The sequence below is a fragment of the Streptococcus cuniculi genome, from assembly GCF_004570575.1.
Taxonomy (GTDB): domain Bacteria; phylum Bacillota; class Bacilli; order Lactobacillales; family Streptococcaceae; genus Streptococcus; species Streptococcus cuniculi_A.
This window is the reverse complement of record NZ_SPPD01000002.1, coordinates 41096-64175: the sequence shown is the minus strand read 5'-3', so window position 1 is coordinate 64175 and position 23080 is coordinate 41096. Positions and strand designations below refer to the sequence as shown.

Below are 23080 nucleotides of genomic sequence, written 5' to 3'. Positions count from 1 at the left end.
AATTTAGGCTGCAGATGTTAATTTCGCATGCAATTTCTTACCAATATAGCGTGCAGAAACGTTGAAAATCAAGATAAAAACCAAGAGAATGGCTGCACTACCAGCAGAAACCTGAGTCGCATCTGGAATCGTCCCCTCACTGTTGACTTTCCAGATATGAACCGCAAGGGTTTCTGACTGACGGAAAATCGAAATCGGGCTCGTCACACTAAGCGGATTCCAGTTCGACCAGTCGAGGGCTGGTGCTGATTGACCTGCTGTATAAATCAAGGCCGCTGCTTCTCCGAAGATACGACCAGAAGCAAGGACAATCCCTGTCACAATCCCTGGAAGAGCTTCGGGGATGACCACATGAACCACTGTTTCCCAGCGAGAAATTCCAAGGGCAAGCCCTGCCTCACGCTGAGTGTGGTGAACATGGCGAAGACTGTCCTCCACATTGCGGGTCATTTGTGGCAAGTTAAAGACCGTCAGCGCCAAGGCTCCTGATAGAATTGAAAAGCCATACTGGAACTGCACAACGAAAATAAGATAACCAAACAAACCAACAACGACAGATGGCAAGGAAGACAAAATCTCAATACAGGTACGGATAAAATTGGTCAAACGACCTTTTTTCGCATACTCAGCCAGATAAATCCCTGCTCCCATTGAAAGCGGCACCGAAATCAAAATCGTAATCACAAGTAGGAAGAAAGAATTATAAAGCTGAATTCCAATTCCTCCCCCTGCTTGGTAAGAAGAAGATTTCCCCGTCAAGAAGGACCAGCTGACATGCGGTAAACCGCGCAACAGAATATAGAGAATGAGGGAGGTCAAGATTGCAACGATAATACCTGCAATAGAATACAAAATACCAGTCGCTAACTTATCAATTTTTTTAGCGTGCATAGTTTCTCTTCCTCTCTCTCGTAATAAATTTCATCATCAAATTAAAGACTAGGCTCATCAACAATAGAACGAGAGCTAGTGACCAAAGAACGTTGTTTTGCACCGTTCCCATGACAGTATTTCCAATTCCCATGGTGAGGACAGAGGTGAGCGTAGCTGCCGGAGTTGTCAAAGATGTTGGAACAACGGCTGAATTTCCCACGACCATTTGAATAGCAAGTGCTTCACCGAAAGCCCGAGCCATTCCAAAGATGACCGCGGTAAAAATACCAGACTTGGCTGCATGGAGAATGACCCGCCAAATGGTTTGCCAGCGAGTTGCTCCCATGGCAAGACTGGCTTCACGGTAATGACGAGGAACAGCACGTAAGCTATCAACTGTCATAAAGGTCACTGTCGGTAAAATCATGACAAAGAGAACAAAGACCCCTGATAAGATACCAAAACCTGTTCCACCAAAGATAGAGCGGACAAAGGGTACCACGACCTGCAAACCGATAAAGCCATAGACAACCGACGGAATACCGACCAAGAGTTCAATAACGGGTTGCAAGATTTTCGCCCCATACTTAGGCGATACTTCGGTCATAAAGACTGCAGCTCCAATGGCAAAAGGCGTTGCGATAATCGCAGATAAAATGGTCACGATGAAAGAACCTGCAATCATCGGAAACGCTCCGAAGGACTTAATGGCGGGCTTCCAGACGCTACCAAATAAAAATTCAAAGATGTTGACACCATTCACAAAGAAGGTAGACAGTCCTCGTTGGGCAACAAAGAGCAGAATCATGGCTACAATAAAAACGATTAAGCCCAAGCAGAGAAAGGTGATGCTCTTGCCAAATTTCTCTAAACGAGAATTTTTGGACGGGGAGAGCAATGCTTTCGCAAGTTGTTCATTTTTCATGCTTACTTTTTCTCCTTCACTATACCGTCTGAACTCTTGATGACCTTCATATCATTCACTGAAATATAGCCCATATCCACAACGATTCCCTTTTGAACCTTGTCCGACATAACATAGTTGATAAATTCTTTCTCAAGACCAGTTGCTTCCCCCATGGTATACATGTGCTCGTAGGACCAAATCGGCCAATCATTGGTGACCACATTGTCCATAGTTGGTGCAAAGCCATTCAGCTCAATAGTTTTCACCGAATCATCCACATAGGAAAAGGCAAGATAAGAAATAGCACCTGGCGTTTGAGATACGATTGACTTCACCATTCCGTTTGAATCCTGCTCCAAACTTTGAGCTGCTTCTTCGCCTTGCATGACCACTGCGTCAAAGGTTGCTCGAGAACCAGACCCTACCGCACGGTTGATGATGGAAATCGCTAAATCTTTTCCGCCCAACTCTTTCCAATTGCTCACTTCGCCCTTGAAAATCTTTTTCAGCTGGTCAAGACTGATGTTTTCTACATCAACCTCTTTGTTGACAATGACCGCAATCCCTGCCACCGCAACTTGATAGTCAACCAATTTGTCTGCATCAATCCCAGATTTTTCCTCGGCAAAGACATCACTATTGCCAATCTGAACAGCTCCTGACTGAACCTGTGACAAACCTGTACCAGATCCACCCCCTTGAACATTGATGGTCTTGCCTTTGTTTTCAATCCCAAATTCATCTGCTGCTGCTTCTACCAAGGGCTGAAGGGCTGTTGATCCGACTGCTGTAATCGACTCTCCACGGTCAATCCATGAAGCACAAGCAGATAAGCTGAGGCTCGCTGAAAGGCATAAAGCTAATATACCAAGCGTACGCTTTTGTTTCATTTTTCACATTTCCTTTACATTTTTCCGTGTTACTTCATGCAATGGTTTTTCCATAACTATTACAAGCCATTTACAAGAATTTTACACATTTCCACTATATCATATAACACCACAAGTTGCAACAAGATACGAGGGCGTGAAAAAAGCGACAGAAAAATAGAAAATACGACAAAGAAGCTCAGGCTTCTAGGAGTATTTATCTTTTTTCCGAGCTTTTAGCCCGAGTTCAATTACACAAGATACGAGGGCGTTAAGCGAGCATAGCAAAAATAGGAATTTTGACGAGCGAAAAGCTCCTGTGGAGGTTTTCAGCCCATTTCCTAAAGGGATTCTCAGCTGTAACTCGCTAAAGCGAGAACAGCTGCCTATCTTTTTTCCGAGCTTTTAGCCCGAGTTCAATTAAGTAGTGAGAGTGTCAGAAAAGTCCTAATGTACCACAAGGGTATCCACATCCGTAAGCGAACAAAGTTCGCAACGGCTACGGTAAAATAGGAGATTGCTGCCGTGTTTAACGTGAACACAAGGCAGTCTATCTTTTTCATAATGACTTTTAGCTCGAACACAATTCAAACTTCCTCAAGATACAAAGCCCGTAAAGAACTCAAAGCGCACTCAAGAGTATAACTATACCAAATGTCACAAACTGCGTTTGTTGTATCTAATAACCACCGACAGTCTATCCGAAGAATGATAAGAAAGTTGGCAAGCAACTTCCATCTCCCACCTCCCAAGGTATACTTATACCTTGGGAGCTAACCAAACCTGAGCCCTTTGGGAAAGGTGTTTTTTAGGGTTCCTGAGACAATCTTGGCAAAACCAAGGCCGTTTCCTGCGACAGCCACTTGGTACCAGCCATTGGGTAAGTCCTTTGATACTGCAATTGTCCGCCCTGCTACATACTGAACAAAGTCTTCTTCTGAAATCTCGACTCGCTGCCTCACTTCCTCACTCTTGAGGGCTAATCCCAAAGCAAAACTTGGCTCAAACCGCTTCTTCTTAAAGGTTCCCAAGTGCAATCCATTGCGGGCAATTTTTAGCTTTGAAATATCAGGTAGATCGTGGGGTAAGAGATACAGCTGATCCCCAAAAGCCTGCAAAATGCCCTCTGCCTGAAAAAACAGATTCGCTTTCGCAAAATCCTGCCATAATTGAACCTGCTCTCGGTTGAGGTTGGAAATATTGCCCTTTTTCTTCTTACTTGGATGTGCCTCTCCATAGTAGCCGAATTTCGCGACAAATTGTCCTTCTCCTTTAAATTGATGCGGATACATGCGAGCAGTTTGTGGTAGGTCAATCCCTGCCACCATGCCATTGATCTTGGGAATATCTAGCAATTCAACATCGTAATTCTCCATCAACCAGTGGACGATATCCTCGTTTTCCTCTGGCGCCCAGGTACAGGTCGAATAGATCAACTGCCCGTTGGGAGCAAGCATCTCTATCGCTGATTGTAAAATCTCCCTTTGCACAACTGCGCACTCACTGGGGTAATCTTTTGACCAATACTCCATGGCAGCTGGCTCCTTACGAAACATACCCTCTCCCGAACAAGGTGCGTCTAAGACAATCATATCAAAATAGCCTGCAAAACCCCTTGCTAAACGCTCGGCAGATTCATTGGTCACAAGGACATTGCGCGCCCCAAATCGTTCGATATTTTCGACCAATATTTTCGAGCGTTTTTTGGATATTTCATTACTGACGAGAATCCCTCTGTTGTCTAGATAAGAAAGAAGATGAGTTGACTTGCCACCTGGTGCTGCTGCCAAGTCCAGCACTTTCATACCAGGAGCAGGCGCTGCAATCTGTCCGACAATTTGAGCAGCAGGCTCTTGCGAATAAACGAGTCCTGTGACATGCGCTACTGACTTGCCAGAGACTTTTCCGTAGTAAGACCAGGGCATATTCTCAATCTTTTCTTCAAACGATTGCTGATTTTCCTTTAAAGGATTGGTGCGAAAACCTGCGACTGCCGGCTCTTGAAAGCTCTCAAAAAAGGCTGGTGCTTCCGCACCCAGCAGTTGTTCGTATTTCTCTTTAAATTCTCTCGGTAATGATATCACTGTAAATACCTTTTTATTTCTCTTATTTTTTCAGTTGGAGCAAGCATCACACATTCACGACCATAAAAGGCTGGTTTTTCTCCCTTGGTCGTCATCAGGGTGTAGCCCAGTTTTTCACCCAAGATACTGGCTGCGGCATAATCCCAAGGATAGACATAAGAAGCCTGTGCGAGCAAGCGCCCTGTCAAGACATGGGCAAAGCTAATGCCTGCACTACCGATGGAGCGTGTTCCCAAGGTTTGATCTGCAACATCTGCTAAACCATCGTAATTTTGGGCGTAGAGACCTGCATTGAGACCAATCAAACTTTCTTTCAAAGGCCTAGGATTGGCTGGTGGTAACAACTGTTCATTCTCATAGACAGGAAAATCACCACCCCCATGATAGAGCTTGTCTGCCATCACATCATAAATCAAGCCAAATTTTCCCACACCATTTTCAAAATAGGCGAGCAAGACCGCAAAATCAGCCTTTTGCACAATAAAATTGGTCGTCCCGTCAATGGGATCAATGACCCAGACCTTCCCCTGACCAAGCGGGAGATGTTCGGGACTTTCTTCTCCTAAAATACGGTCTTTGGGATAGCGCTCCAGAATGCTCTTTGTCAAGCACTCCTGCACCTTCTTATCTAGTTGGGTCACTAAATCGGTAAAATGCCCCTTTTCTTCAATTTCAAGATCATCGTGCAAATGCTGCCTGAGAAACTCTCCAGCTTCCAGAACAATCTTTTGGGCGAATTGGTACTTATCTTCCAAGAGAAACCACTCCTTTCCCTTGCTCTTTTGCCTGCTTCACAGCACGATAGGTCGAATAGCCTGAGGCTACTTCAAATTCTCGGTCGATTCGCCGCTCTTCCCCCTTACTTTTCACAATGGTTTTAAACTGGTCATAGGCATCTAAAAGAGCTTGAGCTGTCACACCGCCTTCGTAGGCTTTTTCCACCTGATTCAAAAAAGAAAGCACGGAGGAAAGCTCCTCTGTGCTCCACGAAAAATCAAGTGGATAGGAATAATTTTTGTCCATATCTATACTTGTCCTATCTCCGCTTTTAATGTTGCATTTTTTAATTCTTGCTTGCGATATTTCCGTGGTAAAAAGGCCCGGATTTCATCCTCATTAAATCCAATTTGCATCCTTTTTTCGTCTAGGATAATCGGACGACGAAGCAAATTTGGATAGGTAACAATCAATTCAATCAACTCTGAAATTGAGAGTTCGTCAACATCAACATTGAGCTTTTGAAAGACCTTTGATCGGGTAGAAATCAAATCGTCTGTCCCATTTTCAGTTAAGGCTAGAATATTTTTCAATTCCTCTGTCGTCAAGGGACTGGTCATAATATTATGCTCAGAAAAAGGTACCTGATGATTGGTTAGCCATGCCCTAGCCTTACGACAGCTGGTACAGCTAGGTGACAAAAATAGTGTAATCATAAGCATACCTTTCTATATTATTTTCTCACCCTCTATTATACACTAGATAAAAGCGTTTTACAAGATAAAATCAGATTTAGTCAGAACAAATGCACGAAACAACCGTTTCCGAATGATTCCCTAAATAGAAACCGTTTATTGTAAAGTTCTTCTATAGTAAAAACACTAAACCCTCCCCAATGCTTTATGAAAAATCCGAACTATGAAATACAGAAAACTTTATTTTCTCTCTAAAAATCTTTCATGCGTTTGGTGTGAGATTTGGTCTTGCTATTGCCGAGATAAATCATCGATTTTTGCTTCCAAGCGCTCTAGCAGGAGATTCTGTTCTTCGATTTTTAAGGTCAGCTCATCAATTTTGGCATCGCGTTCGCTATCGACAAAAAAGCGGGTAATGATGGCCGTCACCATCCCGAAGGTCAGAATACCAATCAGCATGAGCACAATCGCAATAGCCTTTGCAATAGCTGTCTGCGGCACAATATCGCCGTAGCCAACGGTCGTCATGGTCACAATCGACCACCATAAGGAGTTCAAGAGAGATTGCTTTTCAACTACAGAGAGAACACCACTGGCAATCATGACCGCAACAAAGTTGAGTACCAAAATCTTATACAGGCCACTGGTATTCATCAGCTTACGGAGAATATCCCAGAGCTTACTAGAAACCGCAACAAGGCGGGTAAATTTTAAGAGCCCAAACAATTTTGCAAAGCGGGCAATTCGTCCAATTCTGAAAAAGGCTGCCAGTTGGACAAAAGGCAAAATCGCAATTAAGTCAAGGAGATTGTTGCGGATATATTTCCCTTTATTGTCGGCATAATACAGATTACTACTATAATCAAACACAAAAATAGCCCAAAGCATGGTATCAAAAATGTGATAAAAGAGACTTTGAGCAGAAACAAGTGCCAGCATTTCACTAACAATCAGTAAAACGTAGAGCACAGCCATCACAATCATCGCTACTTCATAGCGCGAATCGTTTATGATTTTCTTAATCATGATCCTTCCAAGTGAGCGCTAATCGCTCATCTTCTTTCATTTGTGTCATTAAGGCATCAATGCCATCAAATTTAATCATGTCACGAATTTTTTCAAGCCAGTAAATCGTGATTGTTTCACCGTAGATATAGCGTTCAAAACCAAATATATGGGCTTCTAAGCGCAGTTCTGTGCCATCAAAGGTCACATTTTTCCCAACGCTTGCCATGGCACGATAGCGTTTTCCAGCGATTGCTACATCAGCGACATAGACACCATCTGCTGGTAAGTGTACGGCATCAAGCGGGGCTAGATTGGCTGTCGGATAGCCGATGGTTCGTCCTCTGGCATCTCCATGTACGACAATTCCTCGGGTCTCAAAAGGGTAGCCCAATAATTGCTTAGCTTCATGAACTCGTCCATCTTGAATGGCCTTGCGAATCCGAGTGGACGATACTTTTTCGCCTTTCAATTGCACTTCACCAACCACTTCAACTTCTCCGTCAAAAAGGTCATTCAAATCCGCAACCGTGGCCCTGCTATTTCCAAAATGATAATCAAACCCAACGACGACGACACTAGCCTTTAAGGCTTTGACATACTGGTTGATAAACTCTTGAGGGGTCGTTGCTGCAAATTCACTCGTAAAATCCATCAAGTAGAGCTGATCTACTCCATACTTTTCAAAGAGTTGATACCGACGTTGGGCACTCGTCAAATGGCGGAGCAAATCTGGACTAAAGCGGGCAAAGGCAAGGCGCGGTGATTCAGGGAAGGTCAAGACCGTCACACTCATGCCACGTTGATTCGCAATCCTACGTGCTCTGTCTAACAACGCCTTGTGTCCCACATGAATCCCGTCAAAATACCCCAATACCAATACGGTTTCTCCTTGGGGCTGAATGTCTTTATAATCGTTTATCGTTATCCGTTTCATCATTATATTATTGTATCATAAAGCGCTCAAAAGACCTAGATAAAAACCTTCCGAGGCTTATAGAAATCTTCTCTTTTTTCTAAAATAGCAATCAGTCTGTCGTCTTTAAAACCTGCAAGCAAATCAACTGCTTCATCTAAGGTTACAAAACGTCCGTGTATCACATCTGCTAGCTGGTCTTCACTAAGCACCACTTTTTTCAAATCACCGATTCCATGCTCAATCGGCTGCAGAAAAGAAACATCTCCTGCTTCAACTAAATCCGCGATTTCTTCAATGGTCAGCGCATCTGCAATCACCAGGCCAGCAGAACTCGTCCGCACGAGCTGAGACATGTGGCTGGCAAAACCCAACTGGGCTCCCAAATCCACCGACAAGGTCCGCACGTAGGTTCCTTTGCCACAGCGCACACGGAAAGAAAAGCGGGCGCATTCGTTCGCAAAAATGAGAGGGCTGGTCCGTTCAAATTGGTAGATGTCCACCTGACGTTCTGGTCGCTCAACCGTCTCACCCGCCCGCGCATATTCGTAGAGCTTGCGCCCATTGACCTTGACTGCTGAATACATGGGAGGAATTTGCGTGATGGGGCCGACAAAACGCTGCATAGCTTGGTCGATTTCTTCCTCCGTTACACTCCTTGGAATCGGAGTACGCTTCACCACCTCACCAAACGCATCTTCTGTTGTCGTGGAGTATCCAAGCGTGATTTCACCCTCGTAGATTTTCCCTTTTTCTTGCATGTATTCAATGAGGCGGGTTGCCTTTCCAACTGCAATGGGCAAGACCCCTGTCACATCGGGGTCAAGGGTGCCACCGTGACCAATCTTCTTGGTCTGCAAGATTTTGCGGAGCTTAAACACCACATCATGCGAGGTCATCCCCGCTTCTTTTTTTACATTGATAATTCCTGAAAGCATAGAACTATTATAGCATAGAAATGGAATTGGACAAGTAGAAGATTCTTACTCTTTTAATAGATAATGGAGGACATGATCAGGGTCTTCCAGCATCATCTTGGTCAGCCTATAGTTTTCTGATTCCCTGTAATGAATCTCTTTGATTTCCTTATCGAAATGATACAACCGTGATTGAGGAAGGGCTGTCAAAATGGGGGAATGGGTTGCAATGATAAATTGAGAGCCTTGCTGGGCTAATCCATAGATCCGCCGCATCATGGCCAGCTGATTCTGCGGAGAAAGTGCCGCTTCCGGTTCATCTAATAGATAGAGACTATTGGGCTTAAAATGATGTAAGAGCAAGCCCATAAAAGCCTGACCATGAGATTTTTGATGAGGAATTCCCCCATAGTGGTCTAAGTGATAGCCAGCTTGAATTTCTTCCTCCCATACTTCTTCCAGATAGCTGGCTACATTGTAAAAACTTTCTGCTCGGAGGAAAAAACCTGATTTTGGTCGCCTAGCACTCTTAGAAAGAATGAGAGAGTCGCAAAGAGACGAGTGGGTATCTTTGATCGTAAAATGGGCTTGGAGACCTCCCCCTTCTGGATTGAAGCCCCAAGAAACAGCAATCGCCTCTAATAAGGTTGATTTGCCACTCCCATTTTCTCCCGTAAAAAAGGTAACGGGCAAAGATAAATCAAGCGTCCTTAGCTCACGGATGGCAGGAATATGGAAATAATACTCTTCTTCTGCCAAGCTCTTTACTTCAAGTTTGGTGATAAAATTCATTGCTTCCTCCTAGTTCTCAATGGATATGCCCCTATCACATCTGGATCAGGGTTATCGTTTTAAGACGTTAGACTATATCCTCGGCCAATTCAGCCAAGCATTCTTCTACAAACTGTGCCATTAAACTAGTAGGAACTAATGCAACGCCAGTCCGATAGGCGCTAAGAACACTCTCCAACATCTGATAGTATCGTTGAGACAAGTGTTCCTGTGCCAATTCCCCACCTTCTTTCTTGGATAAAATTATCTCTTCTCTCACATAAGCCAGTGTCCGACAGAGATTCAAAATAGTAGATACGGGGTCTTTTGTTATCCTTGTAGTACTATCTTCAATATCATCCCAGACACTGTCTAAGTAGTCTTTTCGAGTAGGCGCCTGAAAGACTTTGGGAATCTCCTCACCATATAAGACAATTCCCTTTTGAAAAATGACCATGATATACGCAGTCAAATCCATATCCACTCCCTGCATATTTGCACAATACAAGGAGATATCTTCTTCCGCCGCTGTTCGGTGTTGGATAGAATAATGCAACTGATAGAGCATGGGAAATCGCGGTGGGTTCAAGTCCTTTTCACAAACCACACTCATCTCAAGCCCCTTTTGGGGCCAAATCGCTCTATTTCAAGTAAATAACGAATGAGTTTTTCTTTTTCTACTTGCTACAAGGGGACTTAACAACCACTAAAAAATCAATGTCACTCTGTTCCCAAGAAAAGCAGCCATAGGCAAGAGAGCCATGCACATATATGCCGACTAGATTAGAACCTACTTGAACCACACATTCATGCTTTATGCGATTCAATACTTGGAAGATTTTGCTATCCATTTCTTATTTCTCCTCAAGTTGATACGTAAACCCGATTGATTTTTTCTCAAAGCCATAGTGTTCATAAAAAGCATGGGCTGTCTGTCGTTCTGCTCCCCTGCCGCTGTTTAGAGCCAAAGCCTGACAGCCTGTTTCCTTGCCAATCTGCTTGACCCTATTGAGCAAGGCTGTTGCTATTCCTTGGTTGCGATACTGACTATCGACAACCAGAGCTAAAATCCTCAAGTAGGCACCCTTTCTTTCAAAGAAGTACATCTTGGCATAGCCAATCAAGCCAAGTACCTGCCCATCTTCTTCATAAACCAGCAAGCTATAATCGGAGTGTTCCAACAGCTCTGTGAGCCACCTATTCACCTCCTCAACTGGACTAGGATAGCCTAATTCTTCCAGTAAATGCTGACAAGCTAGGACATCTCCTTCTTGATAGGGACGAATCATTGCTCCTCCTTCAACGCCTCAAACTTGGCCTTCATGGTTGGATTTTTCCGGGTTAACTTTTTAACGGAAACATCTTCTAATTTATTATTGGCAAGACGCAGTTGATTTTCGCTGGTTGTCAGAGCTGCCTTGACCGCTTCCATACGCTTAATGGACTTATCAATCTCATCAATCGCCTTTTGGAAATTGGTACTAGCAGACTGATAGTTCTTGGCAAAGGCATGTTTGAAGGTTTCCAAATCCTCCTCAAAATGAGTAATATCAATATTCTGCTCTTTCACCAAGGCCAGTTCCTGCTTGTATTGCAGGGCATTCATGGCGGCATTACGCAAAATCCCAATCAGTTGAATAAAAAACTGAGGACGGACCACGTACATTTTTTCATATTTATGACTGACATCCACAATCCCTGTGTTGTAGTAGTCATTATCTGCTTCAAGCATGGTGACCAGCACCGCATATTCACAGCCTTTTTCCCTGCGATCCTTGTCCAATTCCTTGAGGAAATCATCGTTCTTATGCTTTTTCACCGTGTCATCTGCTTCATTTTTCATCTCAAACATAATGGAGAGGATTTCAATACCATTTTCATCCATTTCACGGTAGATATAGTCCCCTTTTGAACCGCTCTTAGAAACCAGATTATCCTTTTCAAAATAGGCATTGGGAAAGGCTAGAGGTCGCACCTTGTTAAATTCTGCTTCTGCGTACAATTCAAGGCTTTCTCCAATCGCCTTGGTTGACTGTTGCGCCTTGAAATTCTTGTAAAATTCAACTTGTTCATTAGCAGCTTTTAATTGCAGTTCAAACTCCTGTCTGGTCGTTGCAAGGGCTAACTCCTGCTTTTGTTCCTGTAAGAGCAATTCTGTCTTGACCGTATCACGTTCTTTTTCCATGGAAGAAAGCGCCACTTGTAATTCATGGTCTTTTTCTAGGCGCACTTTCTCAATCTGGGCTTCAAGGGCAAGGATTTCCTGCTCTTTTTGAGATAGGGCAGAACGGATTTCTAGCGCTGTCTGCTTCTCTGACTGCTCCAGCCTAGCCGTTAATTCAACGATTTCTTTGTCTCGCTCTGCCAGCTGTTGCTGCAAATCATTTTTAGCCTTTTCTTCGACCAATTCAGTCTCACGCGCCAAGCGCTCATGCACTTCCTTCTCAAATTCTACCCCACGGACTTGGGACAATAACTGGCTGTACTCTGTTTCATTGACCTGAAAGGCCACCCCGCAGTGCGGGCATGTTAGTGTCTGCATAGCTTCTCCTTATTTCAAATTCTTTTTTCTAACTACTATCTCTAGTATAGCAAAAAACACTTAAAAATTCAGAGAATGAGAAATACGTCTCTAATAGCCCCACTTTTCAATCCCAATTATTTCCAATTTCCCCCTTTTTCCTCTATAATGGTAGGGCTATAGAATATGATAGAAAGGTGGAAATCATGTCCCTCCCTATTTTTTTGGAACTGGTGGAAATAAAAGCCAAGACCGCAAGCATCCTCCCCTTTTTGATTGGGATTTGTTTTAGCTACTATGTCTATGGAGCGATACACCCTCTTGCTGTCGGAGCCTACTTTATCGCCATGCTCCTCTTCAATATGTTTGTCGATGTCTGGGACAATTACAAGGACTATCAGCATGCCGTGGACCTAGACTATCAGACCAAAACCAATATCATCGGGCGGGAAAATCTCTCCCTCCCTACCATTAGGCGTCTGATGCTGGTTCTTTTTACCTTATCCCTTGCCCTTGGACTGATTCTTGCATGGTTTGTGGGCTGGCCCTTACTCCTTATGGGAGGATTTTGCTACGCTGTTGGCATCTTTTATTCATCAGGTCCCAAGCCCTTATCCAGTCTGCCTGTGGGAGAGGTCTGCTCAGGATTCACCATGGGATTTATGATTAGTCTCATCTGTGTCTACCTCAATATCGCCCCGCACTTTGACTGGAATCTCTTGACCCTTGCCCAGATTTTCCTCATCGCACTTCCCAATACCCTCTGGATTGCCAATCTTATGCTGGCTAATAATCTCTGCGACAAGGAAGAAGATGAACGCAATCATCGCTATACCCTGGTTCACTATATCGGAATCAAAGGCGGACTCTACCTGTTTGCTACGGCAAATGGTCTAGCACTGCTGGCTATTGCTTGGCAAGTCTGGATCGGAATCGCTCCGCTGACCTGTCTCCTCAGCCTGCTCCTACTCCCCTTTATCACCAAGCAGACGAGGCGCCTATGGCAAAAACAAGTCAAGTCCGAAACCTTTCCATGTGCTATCAAAATTTTGGCTCTGGGGTCAACCTTTCATGTGCTCACCTATGCCCTTGGCATTGTACTACGGTAGCCCGAATGGCAAGGCAAAATTTCCGCACCATCATCCCCAGGACAAACGCATGAAGAAAATCAATTGTTGAAAAAACAATGAAAATCGCAAATTATTATCCGTGTCACACAGTTCAACTCTTTTTCCTAAGACCAAACTGTAAAAAATCTCTTTTTGATAAAAAGAAACATTCGGAAAGTTATGTTTTCTAGAAAACACAACGAATATTTTCTGTTTTTCAGAACATACTCACTCTTTTCAGAAAAAATAGGGTTACTTTTTTCTTCATGCGTACGTCATGCCATCATCCCTTTAGCTACTACCATTTATTTGATAAACATGTTATGATATAAGGGATAAAGAAATTTTAGGAGAGGAACTGGATAGTCTATTCAGTTCCTGAAACGGAGGATATTATGACCATTGAAACGCTGGCTCGTCTGCAATTCGCGATGACCACTATCTTTCACTTCTTCTTTGTTCCATTTAGTATCGGAACCGCTTTAGTTGTAGCCATTATGGAGACCTGCTATGTGGTAACCAACAAGGAAGAGTATAAAAAATTAACCAAATTCTGGGGCAACATCATGCTCCTTAGTTTTGCTGTCGGTGTGGTAACAGGGATTATCCAAGAATTCCAATTCGGAATGAACTGGTCTGATTACTCCCGCTTTGTTGGAGACATCTTCGGAGCTCCTCTAGCAGTTGAAGCTCTCTTTGCTTTCTTTATGGAATCCACCTTCTTGGGACTTTGGATGTTTACTTGGGAAAACAAAAAAATCAGCAAGAAACTCCACGCTGCCTTTATCTGGCTGGTCGTATTTGGTTCTTTGATGTCTGCTATGTGGATTTTAATTGCCAACAGCTTCATGCAACATCCAGTTGGCTACGAGATCGTCAATGGGCGCGCCCAGATGACCGACTTTGGTGCCTTGATTACCAATCCGCAATTCATCTATGAATACAGCCACGTCATTACCGGTGCTATTACCATGGGTGGGATTTTGATTGCTGGCATGTCTGCCTTCCGTCTCTTGAAAAAAGAGAGTCTGACAGAAACCACCCAAGCCCTCTATAAAAAATCAATCCGTATCGGCCTCATCATCTCCCTAATCGGCTCCATTTCTGTTCTTGGGGCGGGAGACGCGCAAATGCAGGCACTCATCGAGGATCAACCTATGAAATTTGCAGCCATGGAGGGGGACTATGAAGACTCTGGAGACCCGGCTGCCTGGACTGTTGTGGCGTGGGCTGACGAAGCCAAACACAAGCAAGTGTTCGGTATCAAAATTCCTTATATGCTCAGTGTCTTGTCCTATCATAAGCTATCAGGTGCTGTCAAAGGAATGGACACCGCCAACGAAGAATTGATTGCCCAGTACGGGGATCAAAACTACTTCCCAATGGTGAACCTCCTCTTTTACGGCTTCCGTATCATGGCTGGTTTTGGGACCTTGATGCTCCTTGTTTCAGCCCTAGGACTCTTTTGGACTCGCAAGAAAAAACCAGTCCTCTACGATAAAAAATGGATGCTTTGGCTCCTTGCTCTCACGACCTTTGCCCCTTTCTTTGCCAATACCTTCGGTTGGATTATCGCAGAGCAAGGACGTTATCCTTGGACTGTTTATGGTCTCTTTACGATTGAGCAAAGTGTGTCGCCAAACGTATCTGTTGCGTCCTTGACGATTTCAAACATTGTCTACTTTGTCTTATTTACCGCTCTCGCCATTACCATGGTAAAACTCATTATCCGTGAATTACAGCACGGACCTGAGTACCAACATGGAGGACTGAGCTATGCTTCTGTTGACGCATTGAACAAGGAGGTATTCTAACATGAGTAACTTACAACTATTATGGTTCTTTCTCATCGGCCTACTCTTTTCTGGCTTCTTCTTCCTTGAAGGCTTTGACTTCGGAGTAGGAATGGCAGTTCAGTCGCTGGCAAAAAACGAGTTAGAAAAAGATCAGATTGTCGAAACCATTGGTCCTGTTTGGGACGGAAATGAAGTCTGGCTCTTGACCGCAGGAGGTGCCATGTTTGCCTCCTTCCCTTACTGGTACGCTTCTTTATTTAGTGGCTACTATCTTATCTTATTGCTCATCTTGGTCGGTTTGATTATCCGTGGTGTTTCCTTTGAATTCCGCCACAAAGTGCCTAGTCATGAAAAGCAACGCTGGAACTGGACCTTGGCAATCGGATCTTTCATCGTGCCATTCTTCTTCGGAATCATGTTCATCAGCTTGGTGCAGGGCATGCCAATCGATGAACATGGCAATATGTCTGCCCGATTTAGCGACTACTTCAACCTCTTTTCACTGGTTGGTGGGGTAGCCATGGTACTGCTAACCTATCTGCATGGGTTGAACTACATCAGTCTAAAAACAGACGGTATCGTCCGAAAACGTGCCCGTCACTATGCTCAAACCCTCTATCTGATTCTTTATCTGGGCTTGGTAGCTTTTGCAGTTCTACTTTTCTTCAAAACAGACTTCTTTGAACTCCACCTTGTGCCAACCTTGGCCTTGGTGGTCACGATTGTCGTCCTCACAGCTGTCGCTCATCTGTCTGTTATCAAGAAAGCGGAAATGACTGCCTTTCTTGCCAGCGGTCTCTCTTTGGTAGCAGTCGTTGCCCTTCTATTCCAAGGTCTCTTCCCACGCGTGATGATTAGCTCGATTAGCTCTCAATATGACCTGCTCATCGAATCCGCTTCCTCATCCCCTTACACACTTGGTGTCATGTCCATTGTAGCCTTGACCTTAGTACCATTTGTCCTAGCCTACACTGCGTGGACCTACTATATCTTTAGAAAGCGGATTACATTACCAGTCATCGGATCGGAGGAACATCATGCTGGATAAAGCTATCATGCGCTTGTCTGGTGTTCATAAACTACTAGGATTGCTTGCAGGATTAGACGTCCTACAAGCAATCTTTATTATCGGACAGGCCACAGGACTCAGTCAGGCCATTACCGGTGTCTGGGAGGGCAATCCCTTACAGAGTCAACTTCTACCTGCTGCTTGTTTTTTCATCTGCTATCTGGGACGCCATGCTATCAACTATCTCAAAGATCAGCGCCTCGATTGCTTTTCAAGCCAGCAGGCAAGTCTCCTGCGGAAGCAACTCCTGCGCAAACTCTTTGAACTTGGCCCCCATATCGTCCAAAAGGAAGGGTCTGGAAATGTGATTACTATGACTCTTGACGGTATCTCCTTGGTGGAAAATTACCTGCACCTTATCTTGAATAAAATGATGAATATGAGTATCATTCCGTGGATAATTCTCCTCTTTATCTTTTATTTGGACTGGGAATCAGGCTTGGTACTGCTCATCGTCTTTCCCATTATCATCGTCTTTATGATTATCTTGGGCTATGCTGCGCAGGCACGGGCAGACCGCCAATATGCGCAGTATCAACTACTCTCCAATCACTTTTTGGATACATTACGTGGTCTTGATACCTTGAAGTTCTTCGGTCGCAGTAAGTCCTACGCTCAAACGATTTACAAGACCAGCGAACAGTTTCGTAAGGCGACCATGAGTGCCTTACGGATTGGAATTTTATCGACCTTTGCGCTCGACTTCTTTACTACCCTATCGATTGCGGTTGTTGCGGTTCTCTTAGGACTTCGCCTCATCAATGGGCAGCTCTTACTCTTTCCTGCCCTGACCATTCTGATTTTGGCACCTGAGTATTTCCTACCTGTACGTGATTTCTCAAGCGACTATCATGCAACCTTGGACGGTAAAAATGCCCTCCAAAGCATCCAGCGCATCTTGAATACACCTAATATCCGTAAAGAGCAGGTCACCATTGCAACTTGGAATACAGACAGCCGTTTGGAACTAGAAAACATATCCATAGCCTATGAGGAGAAAACACTTTTTGACGGCACCTCACTCACTCTCTCTGGCTACCAAAAGATTGGTATCATCGGAATGAGTGGCTCAGGAAAATCAAGTCTTATCAATCTCTTGGGCGGATTTTTAGAGCCTAGAGAAGGGAAGATTCGGATTGACGATGTGCCAATGTCCAACCTCGATCAAGAGGATTGGCGCAAGCAACTGATCTATATTCCTCAAAATCCCTATGTCTTTGAAATGAGCCTACGGGAGAATATTACCTTTTATACACCAACTGCCAGCGATGAGGAGGTGAGAGAGGCTATCTCAGTGGTGGGACTAGGGGAGCTGGTCGCTAACTTACCAGAGGGGCTTGACACCCGCATTGGCAATGGAGCGCGTCTCCTTAGTGGAGGGCAAGCGCAGCGGATTGCCCTTGCGCGTGCCTTTCTCGATACAGAGCGTCGCATTCTCTTACTAGATGAACCAACTGCTCATCTGGATATTGAAACCGAGTTAGAACTCAAGGAAAAAATGCTCCCCTTAATGGACAACCGCTTGGTTCTTCTTGCCACCCACCGCCTCCACTGGCTCCACCAAATGGACTATATCTTGGTGCTTGATCAAGGGCGAATCGTGGAAATGGGGAGCTACGAAGAACTGTTAGCTCAAAAAGGCAAGCTCTATCACCTAAAAACTGCAATGGGAGGAAACCATGACTAAAATTCCTTTATTTCGTGTCATGAGAGAGGACAACTGGGTCAAACCATTTTTCAAACAATACAAGCTGGCTCTAGCAACTGCCCTCTTTCTTGGAGGTTTAACCTTCTTCAGTGCAGGTGCCTTGATGTTTATTTCAGGTTTTCTAATCAGCAAGTCAGCCTCTCTGCCGACCAACATTCTTTTAGTTTACATTCCTATCGTCCTCACACGGACCTTTGGAATTGCTCGCCCAGTCTTTCGCTATTTGGAACGATTAACCAGTCATAACTGGGTTCTCAAAATGACCTCCAAACTCCGCCTCAAACTCTATCAGACCTTGGAACAAGATGCTATTTTTATCAAGCGTGATTTTCGCTTGGGAGATGTAATCGGGCTCTTGGCAGAGGACATTAACCACCTGCAAAATCTGTATCTGCGAACCATTTTTCCAACCGTTATCGTTTGGACTCTCTATGTCTTTATCGTAGTCGCCCTCGGCTTCTTTTCACGGTGGTTTACCTTGTTTATCCTCCTTTACTTGCTCATTCTCCTCCTTGTCTTTCCCCTCGTATCTGTTCTAGTCAATGGAGCGCGACAGCAAAAAGAAAAGACCTTAAAAAATGGTCTCTATACAGAGTTGACAGACAATGTCTTGGGAATTTCCGATTGGATCTTCAGCCAGAGAGGGCAGGAATATGTCACCCTCCATGAAGCATCTCAAGACCACCTCTTGGCTGTCCAAGCCAAAATGAAGGCCTTTCAGAATAAACGTTCCCTTCTCTTTGAAGTAACTTATGGTTTCTTAATTCTGGTTACCTTTATCTGGGCTAGTGGGCGTTTTACTGGCAATCATGGCGGAGAAGCCAACTGGGTAGCAGCCTTTGTACTCTCGCTTCTGCCCATTGTTGATGCCTTTGCTGGACTCTCAACAGCTAGTCAAGAAACCAATAGCTATGCGGATTCGATTGAACGCCTCAATGCCCTCCCTGACTTACGTTCTGAAATGGTAGCTGAGACACAAGCTCAAGCTCCCTATCATATCGATATTGAAGCTCTCAGCTTTTCCTATCCCAATGAGCAAAAGCTTGTGCTAGACCAGCTAGACTTAACCATTCCTCAGGGGCAAAAACTGGCCATTCTCGGTCGAAGCGGTTCTGGAAAAAGTACCCTCGCGACCTTGTTGCGGGGAGATTTGACACCTAGCGCTGGACGGATTCTCTTAGGAGGTGTGCCAGTAACAGCACTTGGTGAAAGCATTCCAGCTTATATCGGCGTTATCCAACAAGCTCCCTATCTCTTTCGTACCAGCCTGCTCAACAATATCCGCCTCGGAAATGAAACAGCTAGCTTGGACCAAGTCTGGCAGGTTCTGGACCGTGTGGGCTTAAAAGAAATGGTGGAGGCACTACCACAAGGACTTGATACCATGGTAGACGAAGCTGGACTACGTTTTTCAGGAGGAGAACGCCATCGAATAGCCCTTGCCCGTATTCTCTTGAAAGACACTCCTATTGTCATTCTCGATGAGCCGACTGTTGGCTTGGATCCGATTACCGAAAAACAACTCTTAACTACCTTTATGGAAGAGTTAAGAGGGAAAACAGTGATTTGGATCACCCACCATTTAAAAGGAATTGAATACGCCGATCAGGTCATCTTCCTTGAAAATGGTACCCTTGCAATGGCAGGTAGCCCTGCTTTCCTAGCCGAAACCAGCCCCCGCTTCCGCCACCTCAAGGCGGTCGATGACGGGGAAATATAAGAAAAGGAGCAACTAGCTCCTTTTTATAATGTGTCTTCCTTTTTGTAACCAAACATCCATGTGAGAACAAAGGCGGTCACAAATGTCTTCTATCATCAAACCTCTCTCGGATATTGTGATAGATTCTTATAAGCCCCTTGCTTTGTATTTTACATACGTATTTTTCAATCTTGCTAGTACCGTCAGCCATAAATCTCTCGGCAGAGCAACACACAGACGGACAAATCCCTCACCATCTTTCACAAAGTAACTACCAGGGACCATGGTTAAGTTGGCTTCCTTAAAAAAGGCGGTCATTTCTGCTTCATTCTGAAAAAGTTGTCTGACATTAATCCAAGCTAAAAAGGACGATTCTGCTGGCATAATCACTGCTTCTGGAATCTCTTCCAAACACTCATGAAGTAAGCGCATATTTTCCTGAATATAGTCCGTCAGCTGATCCAACCAATCTTCGCACTGGGTATAGGCAGCAATGATAGCTGGTACTGCAAAAACATGTGGCGACGTAATTGAATTTGCTTCTAGCTGTTGATAAAAGCGCTGGCGAATAACGGGGTTCTGAATGACAACATAGGAAGTTTTCAATCCACCAAGATTAAAGGCCTTATTGGGAGACAGACAGAGAATACAATGCTCCATAATGTCAGGATGCGCATTCGCAATGGTCGTAAAAGATGTAGGGTCAAACAGAATATCTCGGTGAATCTCATCGCAGACCAGTAAAACATTGTATCTGATACAGAGTTCTGCCACTTGAGAGAGTTCTTCCTTTGTCCAAACACGTCCGGAAGGATTTTGAGGACTGCATAAGATATATAATTTTACATCTTCTGTCTGGAACTTGCATTCCATATCCTCCAAATCAAAATAATAGCGATTCTCCTTGTTCATCAAAGAACTCATCAGCAATTTTCGACCATTATGGATGATAGCTTCTGCAAAGGGAGCATAGGCTGGCGTATTGATCATGACAGCTTCACCTTCCCTACTAAAAGCCTGTACAAGATAATGAAGCGTTGAGACGGTCCCAAAAGTCAGTTTAATCCAATCCTTTTCAATCATATGTTGAAACCGTCTCTGATTCCAACCAATAACAGCCCTGTAAAATTCATCTGGCACAAAGGTATAACTATAGTCTACAACCATGGCTCGTTCGACCAAGGCCTGACAAATTGGCTCAGCAACAGCAACATCCATATCTGCTAAATCAAGCGGAATGACTCCTTCTCCCAAGCCAAACTTCATGGCAATTTGTTGGGGATTCCATTTCCTAGAATTTCCCAAACGACGATCTATTCGTTTATCAAAGTCATATACCATATCAACCAACTTCTATTAACTCTTTTTTAGAAAGTGTTAGCTGCTTCCCAACTCCTCCTTGAATCATGACTACATCTTCAATTCGAACACCACCGATATCAGGTATATAGATCCCAGGCTCACAGGTCATCACCATTCCTTTTCTGCTTGCACTCGTTGCTCAGCCTCTAACTCTTGTTTTTCCATTACCTTAAAGAATGGCCAATAAAGCGCGACGGTTAATACGAGTTGGATGACATTGGCCACAATTGAGCGCCAATCTCCATTTGTCAAAAATCCTTCCAAAAAGACACCCACATATGGAGGATCAAAAATTGGCTTGTCCACCAATCCCCAATGCATCAAAAACATTGGTAAGGTCCCAATAATAGCTCCTCCAAATACATGCGGTATAAACATGACAGGATTTAAAATAATCGGTGCCCCAAACAAGATTGGCTCGTTAATTCCGAATAAGGCTGGAAAGAGCGATACACGACCAATTTGACGATAACGCTGGCTTTTTGATAGCATACAAGCAATGACACAGCCGATGGAAATACCGCAACCTGTAAACCCAAAAAAGGCACTAGAGGCTCCTGCCGTATAGAAATGAGGCAATGGCTGACCTGCTTGGTAGGCTGCAATATTTTCAGCGATAAACACTACCATAATCGGGCGCGTAATAGGGCTGAATACAGATGAGTGAATACCAAAGAAGAAAATGGTACAAATACAGAAATTCAATGCTAAAACAGACCATGGATTGTCCATTGAACCAACTAAAGGTTGAAGGAAACGGGTTAAAATGGTCGGAGGAAGTTCACCAACGGTTGATAATAACGCAAAACGTGTCAGAATAAAGGTGCCACCAACAATCAGGGTAACTGGAATTAACTCAAAAGATCTAGACACAAAATCAGGAACGCCCTCTGGCATGCGAATAGTCAAATTTCTCTTCTTGCAGAACTGGTAGAGCTCAACAGTTACTATAGAAGCAATCATCGAAGTAAACAACCCCTTCGCTCCTAAATTTGATAGACTAACGCCACCATCTTCTGTAAACTGAATGGTTAAAAAGAGGAAAGCAAAGACAGCCTGAGTGACCGCTCCAGGAATATAGAGCTTGTAGTAATTTGCCAAATTAAAGGAAATGGCCATACTAGAATAGAGCCCGATTAACCCGATTGAAAGCGTAACAGGTAAATCAAACAATTCTGCATTTCCTAGTATAAATTGACTAACAGCGTTTTCTTCTCCTAGCATATTAGGTAAGGCAGGCAATATAGCAAAGAAACTTCCTAGAATAGTAAAGGGAGTCATAGCAACCATTCCTGCCTTAATCGCACTCAAATGCCGCTGGTTATCTACTTTGCGTGCTAGGGGGAGAAAAAAGCGATTCATAAACGCTTCAAATTTTTCAAACATAACGACGGATCCTTTCCCTCTTTTATGACTTCAATGTGTGTTTCCGATGTGTGACAAGTGCCAATTTTAAGACAGTTGCTCCATCCATTTGACCATAGACGTCTTTATCAATGACAGCATAAGGAAGGCCCTTTGGTTCTAGTATAGATTTGATATAATCAATTTTATGGGCAATTTGTGGTCCGACCAAGACAATATCCCAGCCATCAATTTCTTGTTCCAAGGCATCTGCAGGAATGGCCGTAAAGTCAAAGTCCTCATCGTTCAATACCTCACTCTTTTGCACAACTTTTCGCATATTTTGCATCAGCATATTGGTTGAAAAACCGCCTGCACAACATAATAAAATTTTCATCTTCGTACTCCTTTTTATTCGTAAATAGCAATCATTGCTTCAATCAAATCTCTGGCGAGCTGGCTAGTCATGTAATGATCTTGTGCGTGGACCATTAATAACGTCACCTTTGTATCCTCCTCTCCCATTAACGCCTTGCTAATTAGATTTGTTTGAAGATTATGTGCTTCTAAATCTAGTTGCCTAGATTCTTTAATCAACTCTTTTGCCCGTGCAATATCCTTATCTTTAAGGCATTTCAAGGCTTCAAATGCCTTGGCTTTACTATCGCCTGAGATGGCAATCATCTTTACAATATCCATTTCTTCCATTTTCATACTC

The 23080-nt window shown here is 43.9% G+C and carries 25 protein-coding genes; 5 read left to right on the top strand and 20 right to left on the bottom strand.

What is annotated here, in order from left to right; genetic code table 11:
* Window positions 1-3: 3 nt before the first annotated feature.
* The 15 genes from pstA to E4T82_RS01885 form a co-directional block, all read right to left on the bottom strand.
* Window positions 4-891 carry a phosphate ABC transporter permease PstA gene (gene pstA, locus E4T82_RS01955; protein ID WP_135181225.1) on the bottom strand — a complete coding sequence of 296 codons (888 nt, stop codon included), beginning with the start codon at window positions 889-891 and terminating at the stop codon, window positions 4-6.
* A complete protein-coding gene (gene pstC / locus E4T82_RS01950; RefSeq protein WP_135181224.1) occupies window positions 881-1798 on the bottom strand; it encodes a phosphate ABC transporter permease subunit PstC in 918 nt (305 codons plus the stop codon). The genes pstA and pstC overlap by 11 nt, the downstream gene beginning before the upstream one ends.
* A 2-nt stretch (window positions 1799-1800) precedes the next feature.
* Window positions 1801-2670: a phosphate ABC transporter substrate-binding protein PstS family protein gene (locus tag E4T82_RS01945; protein ID WP_135181223.1), complete on the bottom strand. Its 870-nt coding sequence runs from the start codon at window positions 2668-2670 to the stop codon at window positions 1801-1803.
* A 752-nt stretch (window positions 2671-3422) separates the two neighbouring features.
* Window positions 3423-4730 (bottom strand): RsmF rRNA methyltransferase first C-terminal domain-containing protein, encoded by a 1308-nt coding sequence (locus E4T82_RS01940; RefSeq protein WP_135181372.1) that lies wholly within the window; start codon window positions 4728-4730, stop codon window positions 3423-3425.
* Window positions 4730-5488, bottom strand: a complete 759-nt coding sequence (locus E4T82_RS01935) for an inositol monophosphatase family protein (protein WP_135181222.1) — start codon at window positions 5486-5488, stop codon at window positions 4730-4732. The genes E4T82_RS01940 and E4T82_RS01935 overlap by 1 nt, the downstream gene beginning before the upstream one ends.
* Complete coding sequence (locus tag E4T82_RS01930; RefSeq protein ID WP_135181221.1) at window positions 5478-5756, bottom strand: UPF0223 family protein; 279 nt, start codon at window positions 5754-5756, stop codon at window positions 5478-5480. The genes E4T82_RS01935 and E4T82_RS01930 overlap by 11 nt, the downstream gene beginning before the upstream one ends.
* Before the next feature lie 2 nt (window positions 5757-5758).
* Window positions 5759-6166 carry a transcriptional regulator SpxA gene (spxA, locus tag E4T82_RS01925; protein WP_135181220.1) on the bottom strand — a complete coding sequence of 136 codons (408 nt, stop codon included), beginning with the start codon at window positions 6164-6166 and terminating at the stop codon, window positions 5759-5761.
* A gap of 270 nt (window positions 6167-6436) precedes the next feature.
* Window positions 6437-7171, bottom strand: a complete 735-nt coding sequence (locus E4T82_RS01920) for a potassium channel family protein (RefSeq protein WP_135181219.1) — start codon at window positions 7169-7171, stop codon at window positions 6437-6439.
* On the bottom strand, window positions 7164-8087 hold the full coding sequence (locus E4T82_RS01915) for a bifunctional riboflavin kinase/FAD synthetase (RefSeq protein WP_135181371.1): 924 nt from the start codon (window positions 8085-8087) through the stop codon (window positions 7164-7166). The genes E4T82_RS01920 and E4T82_RS01915 overlap by 8 nt, the downstream gene beginning before the upstream one ends.
* A gap of 35 nt (window positions 8088-8122) precedes the next feature.
* Window positions 8123-9004, bottom strand: a complete 882-nt coding sequence (gene truB, locus E4T82_RS01910) for a tRNA pseudouridine(55) synthase TruB (RefSeq protein ID WP_135181218.1) — start codon at window positions 9002-9004, stop codon at window positions 8123-8125.
* 45 nt (window positions 9005-9049) lie between these two features.
* Window positions 9050-9775, bottom strand: coding sequence for an AAA family ATPase (locus E4T82_RS01905; protein WP_135181217.1), 726 nt, complete (start codon window positions 9773-9775; stop codon window positions 9050-9052).
* A 67-nt stretch (window positions 9776-9842) separates the two neighbouring features.
* The gene (locus E4T82_RS01900) at window positions 9843-10367 is read right to left on the bottom strand and encodes an aminoglycoside adenylyltransferase domain-containing protein (RefSeq protein ID WP_135181216.1); all 525 of its coding nucleotides are present in this window, start codon (window positions 10365-10367) and stop codon (window positions 9843-9845) included.
* Between the two features lie 64 nt (window positions 10368-10431).
* Window positions 10432-10605, bottom strand: a complete 174-nt coding sequence (locus tag E4T82_RS13125; protein ID WP_135181215.1) for a nucleotidyltransferase domain-containing protein — start codon at window positions 10603-10605, stop codon at window positions 10432-10434.
* Between the two features lie 3 nt (window positions 10606-10608).
* Window positions 10609-11043 (bottom strand): GNAT family N-acetyltransferase, encoded by a 435-nt coding sequence (locus tag E4T82_RS01890; protein ID WP_135181214.1) that lies wholly within the window; start codon window positions 11041-11043, stop codon window positions 10609-10611.
* A complete protein-coding gene (locus E4T82_RS01885; protein ID WP_135181213.1) occupies window positions 11040-12296 on the bottom strand; it encodes a DUF2130 domain-containing protein in 1257 nt (418 codons plus the stop codon). The genes E4T82_RS01890 and E4T82_RS01885 overlap by 4 nt, the downstream gene beginning before the upstream one ends.
* A gap of 185 nt (window positions 12297-12481) precedes the next feature.
* On the opposite strand from E4T82_RS01885, the gene E4T82_RS01880 reads away from it, so the two are divergent.
* The 5 genes from E4T82_RS01880 to cydC all read left to right on the top strand — a co-directional run bounded on the left by E4T82_RS01880 (window position 12482) and on the right by cydC (window position 19677).
* A complete protein-coding gene (locus E4T82_RS01880) occupies window positions 12482-13384 on the top strand; it encodes a prenyltransferase (protein ID WP_135181212.1) in 903 nt (300 codons plus the stop codon).
* Between the two features lie 395 nt (window positions 13385-13779).
* The gene (locus E4T82_RS01875; protein WP_135181211.1) at window positions 13780-15198 is read left to right on the top strand and encodes a cytochrome ubiquinol oxidase subunit I; all 1419 of its coding nucleotides are present in this window, start codon (window positions 13780-13782) and stop codon (window positions 15196-15198) included.
* A 1-nt stretch (window position 15199) separates the two neighbouring features.
* Complete coding sequence (gene cydB / locus E4T82_RS01870; protein ID WP_135181210.1) at window positions 15200-16228, top strand: cytochrome d ubiquinol oxidase subunit II; 1029 nt, start codon at window positions 15200-15202, stop codon at window positions 16226-16228.
* Window positions 16218-17936, top strand: coding sequence for a thiol reductant ABC exporter subunit CydD (gene cydD / locus E4T82_RS01865; RefSeq protein WP_135181209.1), 1719 nt, complete (start codon window positions 16218-16220; stop codon window positions 17934-17936). Before cydB ends, cydD begins: the two co-directional genes overlap by 11 nt.
* Window positions 17929-19677, top strand: a complete 1749-nt coding sequence (gene cydC, locus E4T82_RS01860; protein WP_135181208.1) for a thiol reductant ABC exporter subunit CydC — start codon at window positions 17929-17931, stop codon at window positions 19675-19677. Before cydD ends, cydC begins: the two co-directional genes overlap by 8 nt.
* Before the next feature lie 126 nt (window positions 19678-19803).
* On the opposite strand, the gene E4T82_RS01855 is transcribed toward cydC, so the two are convergent.
* From E4T82_RS01855 to E4T82_RS01835, 5 genes are read right to left on the bottom strand one after another with little or no spacing between them, the layout of a single operon-like run.
* Window positions 19804-20997: a MalY/PatB family protein gene (locus tag E4T82_RS01855; RefSeq protein ID WP_135181207.1), complete on the bottom strand. Its 1194-nt coding sequence runs from the start codon at window positions 20995-20997 to the stop codon at window positions 19804-19806.
* 1 nt (window position 20998) lies between these two features.
* A complete protein-coding gene (locus E4T82_RS01850) occupies window positions 20999-21133 on the bottom strand; it encodes a M24 family metallopeptidase (protein ID WP_135181206.1) in 135 nt (44 codons plus the stop codon).
* The gene (locus E4T82_RS01845; protein WP_135181205.1) at window positions 21127-22404 is read right to left on the bottom strand and encodes a PTS sugar transporter subunit IIC; all 1278 of its coding nucleotides are present in this window, start codon (window positions 22402-22404) and stop codon (window positions 21127-21129) included. Before E4T82_RS01845 ends, E4T82_RS01850 begins: the two co-directional genes overlap by 7 nt.
* Window positions 22405-22426: 22 nt before the next feature.
* Entirely contained in the window at window positions 22427-22759 is a 333-nt protein-coding gene (locus E4T82_RS01840) for a PTS sugar transporter subunit IIB (protein WP_135181204.1), read from the bottom strand.
* A gap of 14 nt (window positions 22760-22773) precedes the next feature.
* The gene (locus tag E4T82_RS01835) at window positions 22774-23076 is read right to left on the bottom strand and encodes a PTS lactose/cellobiose transporter subunit IIA (RefSeq protein WP_075104281.1); all 303 of its coding nucleotides are present in this window, start codon (window positions 23074-23076) and stop codon (window positions 22774-22776) included.
* Window positions 23077-23080 lie beyond the last annotated feature (4 nt).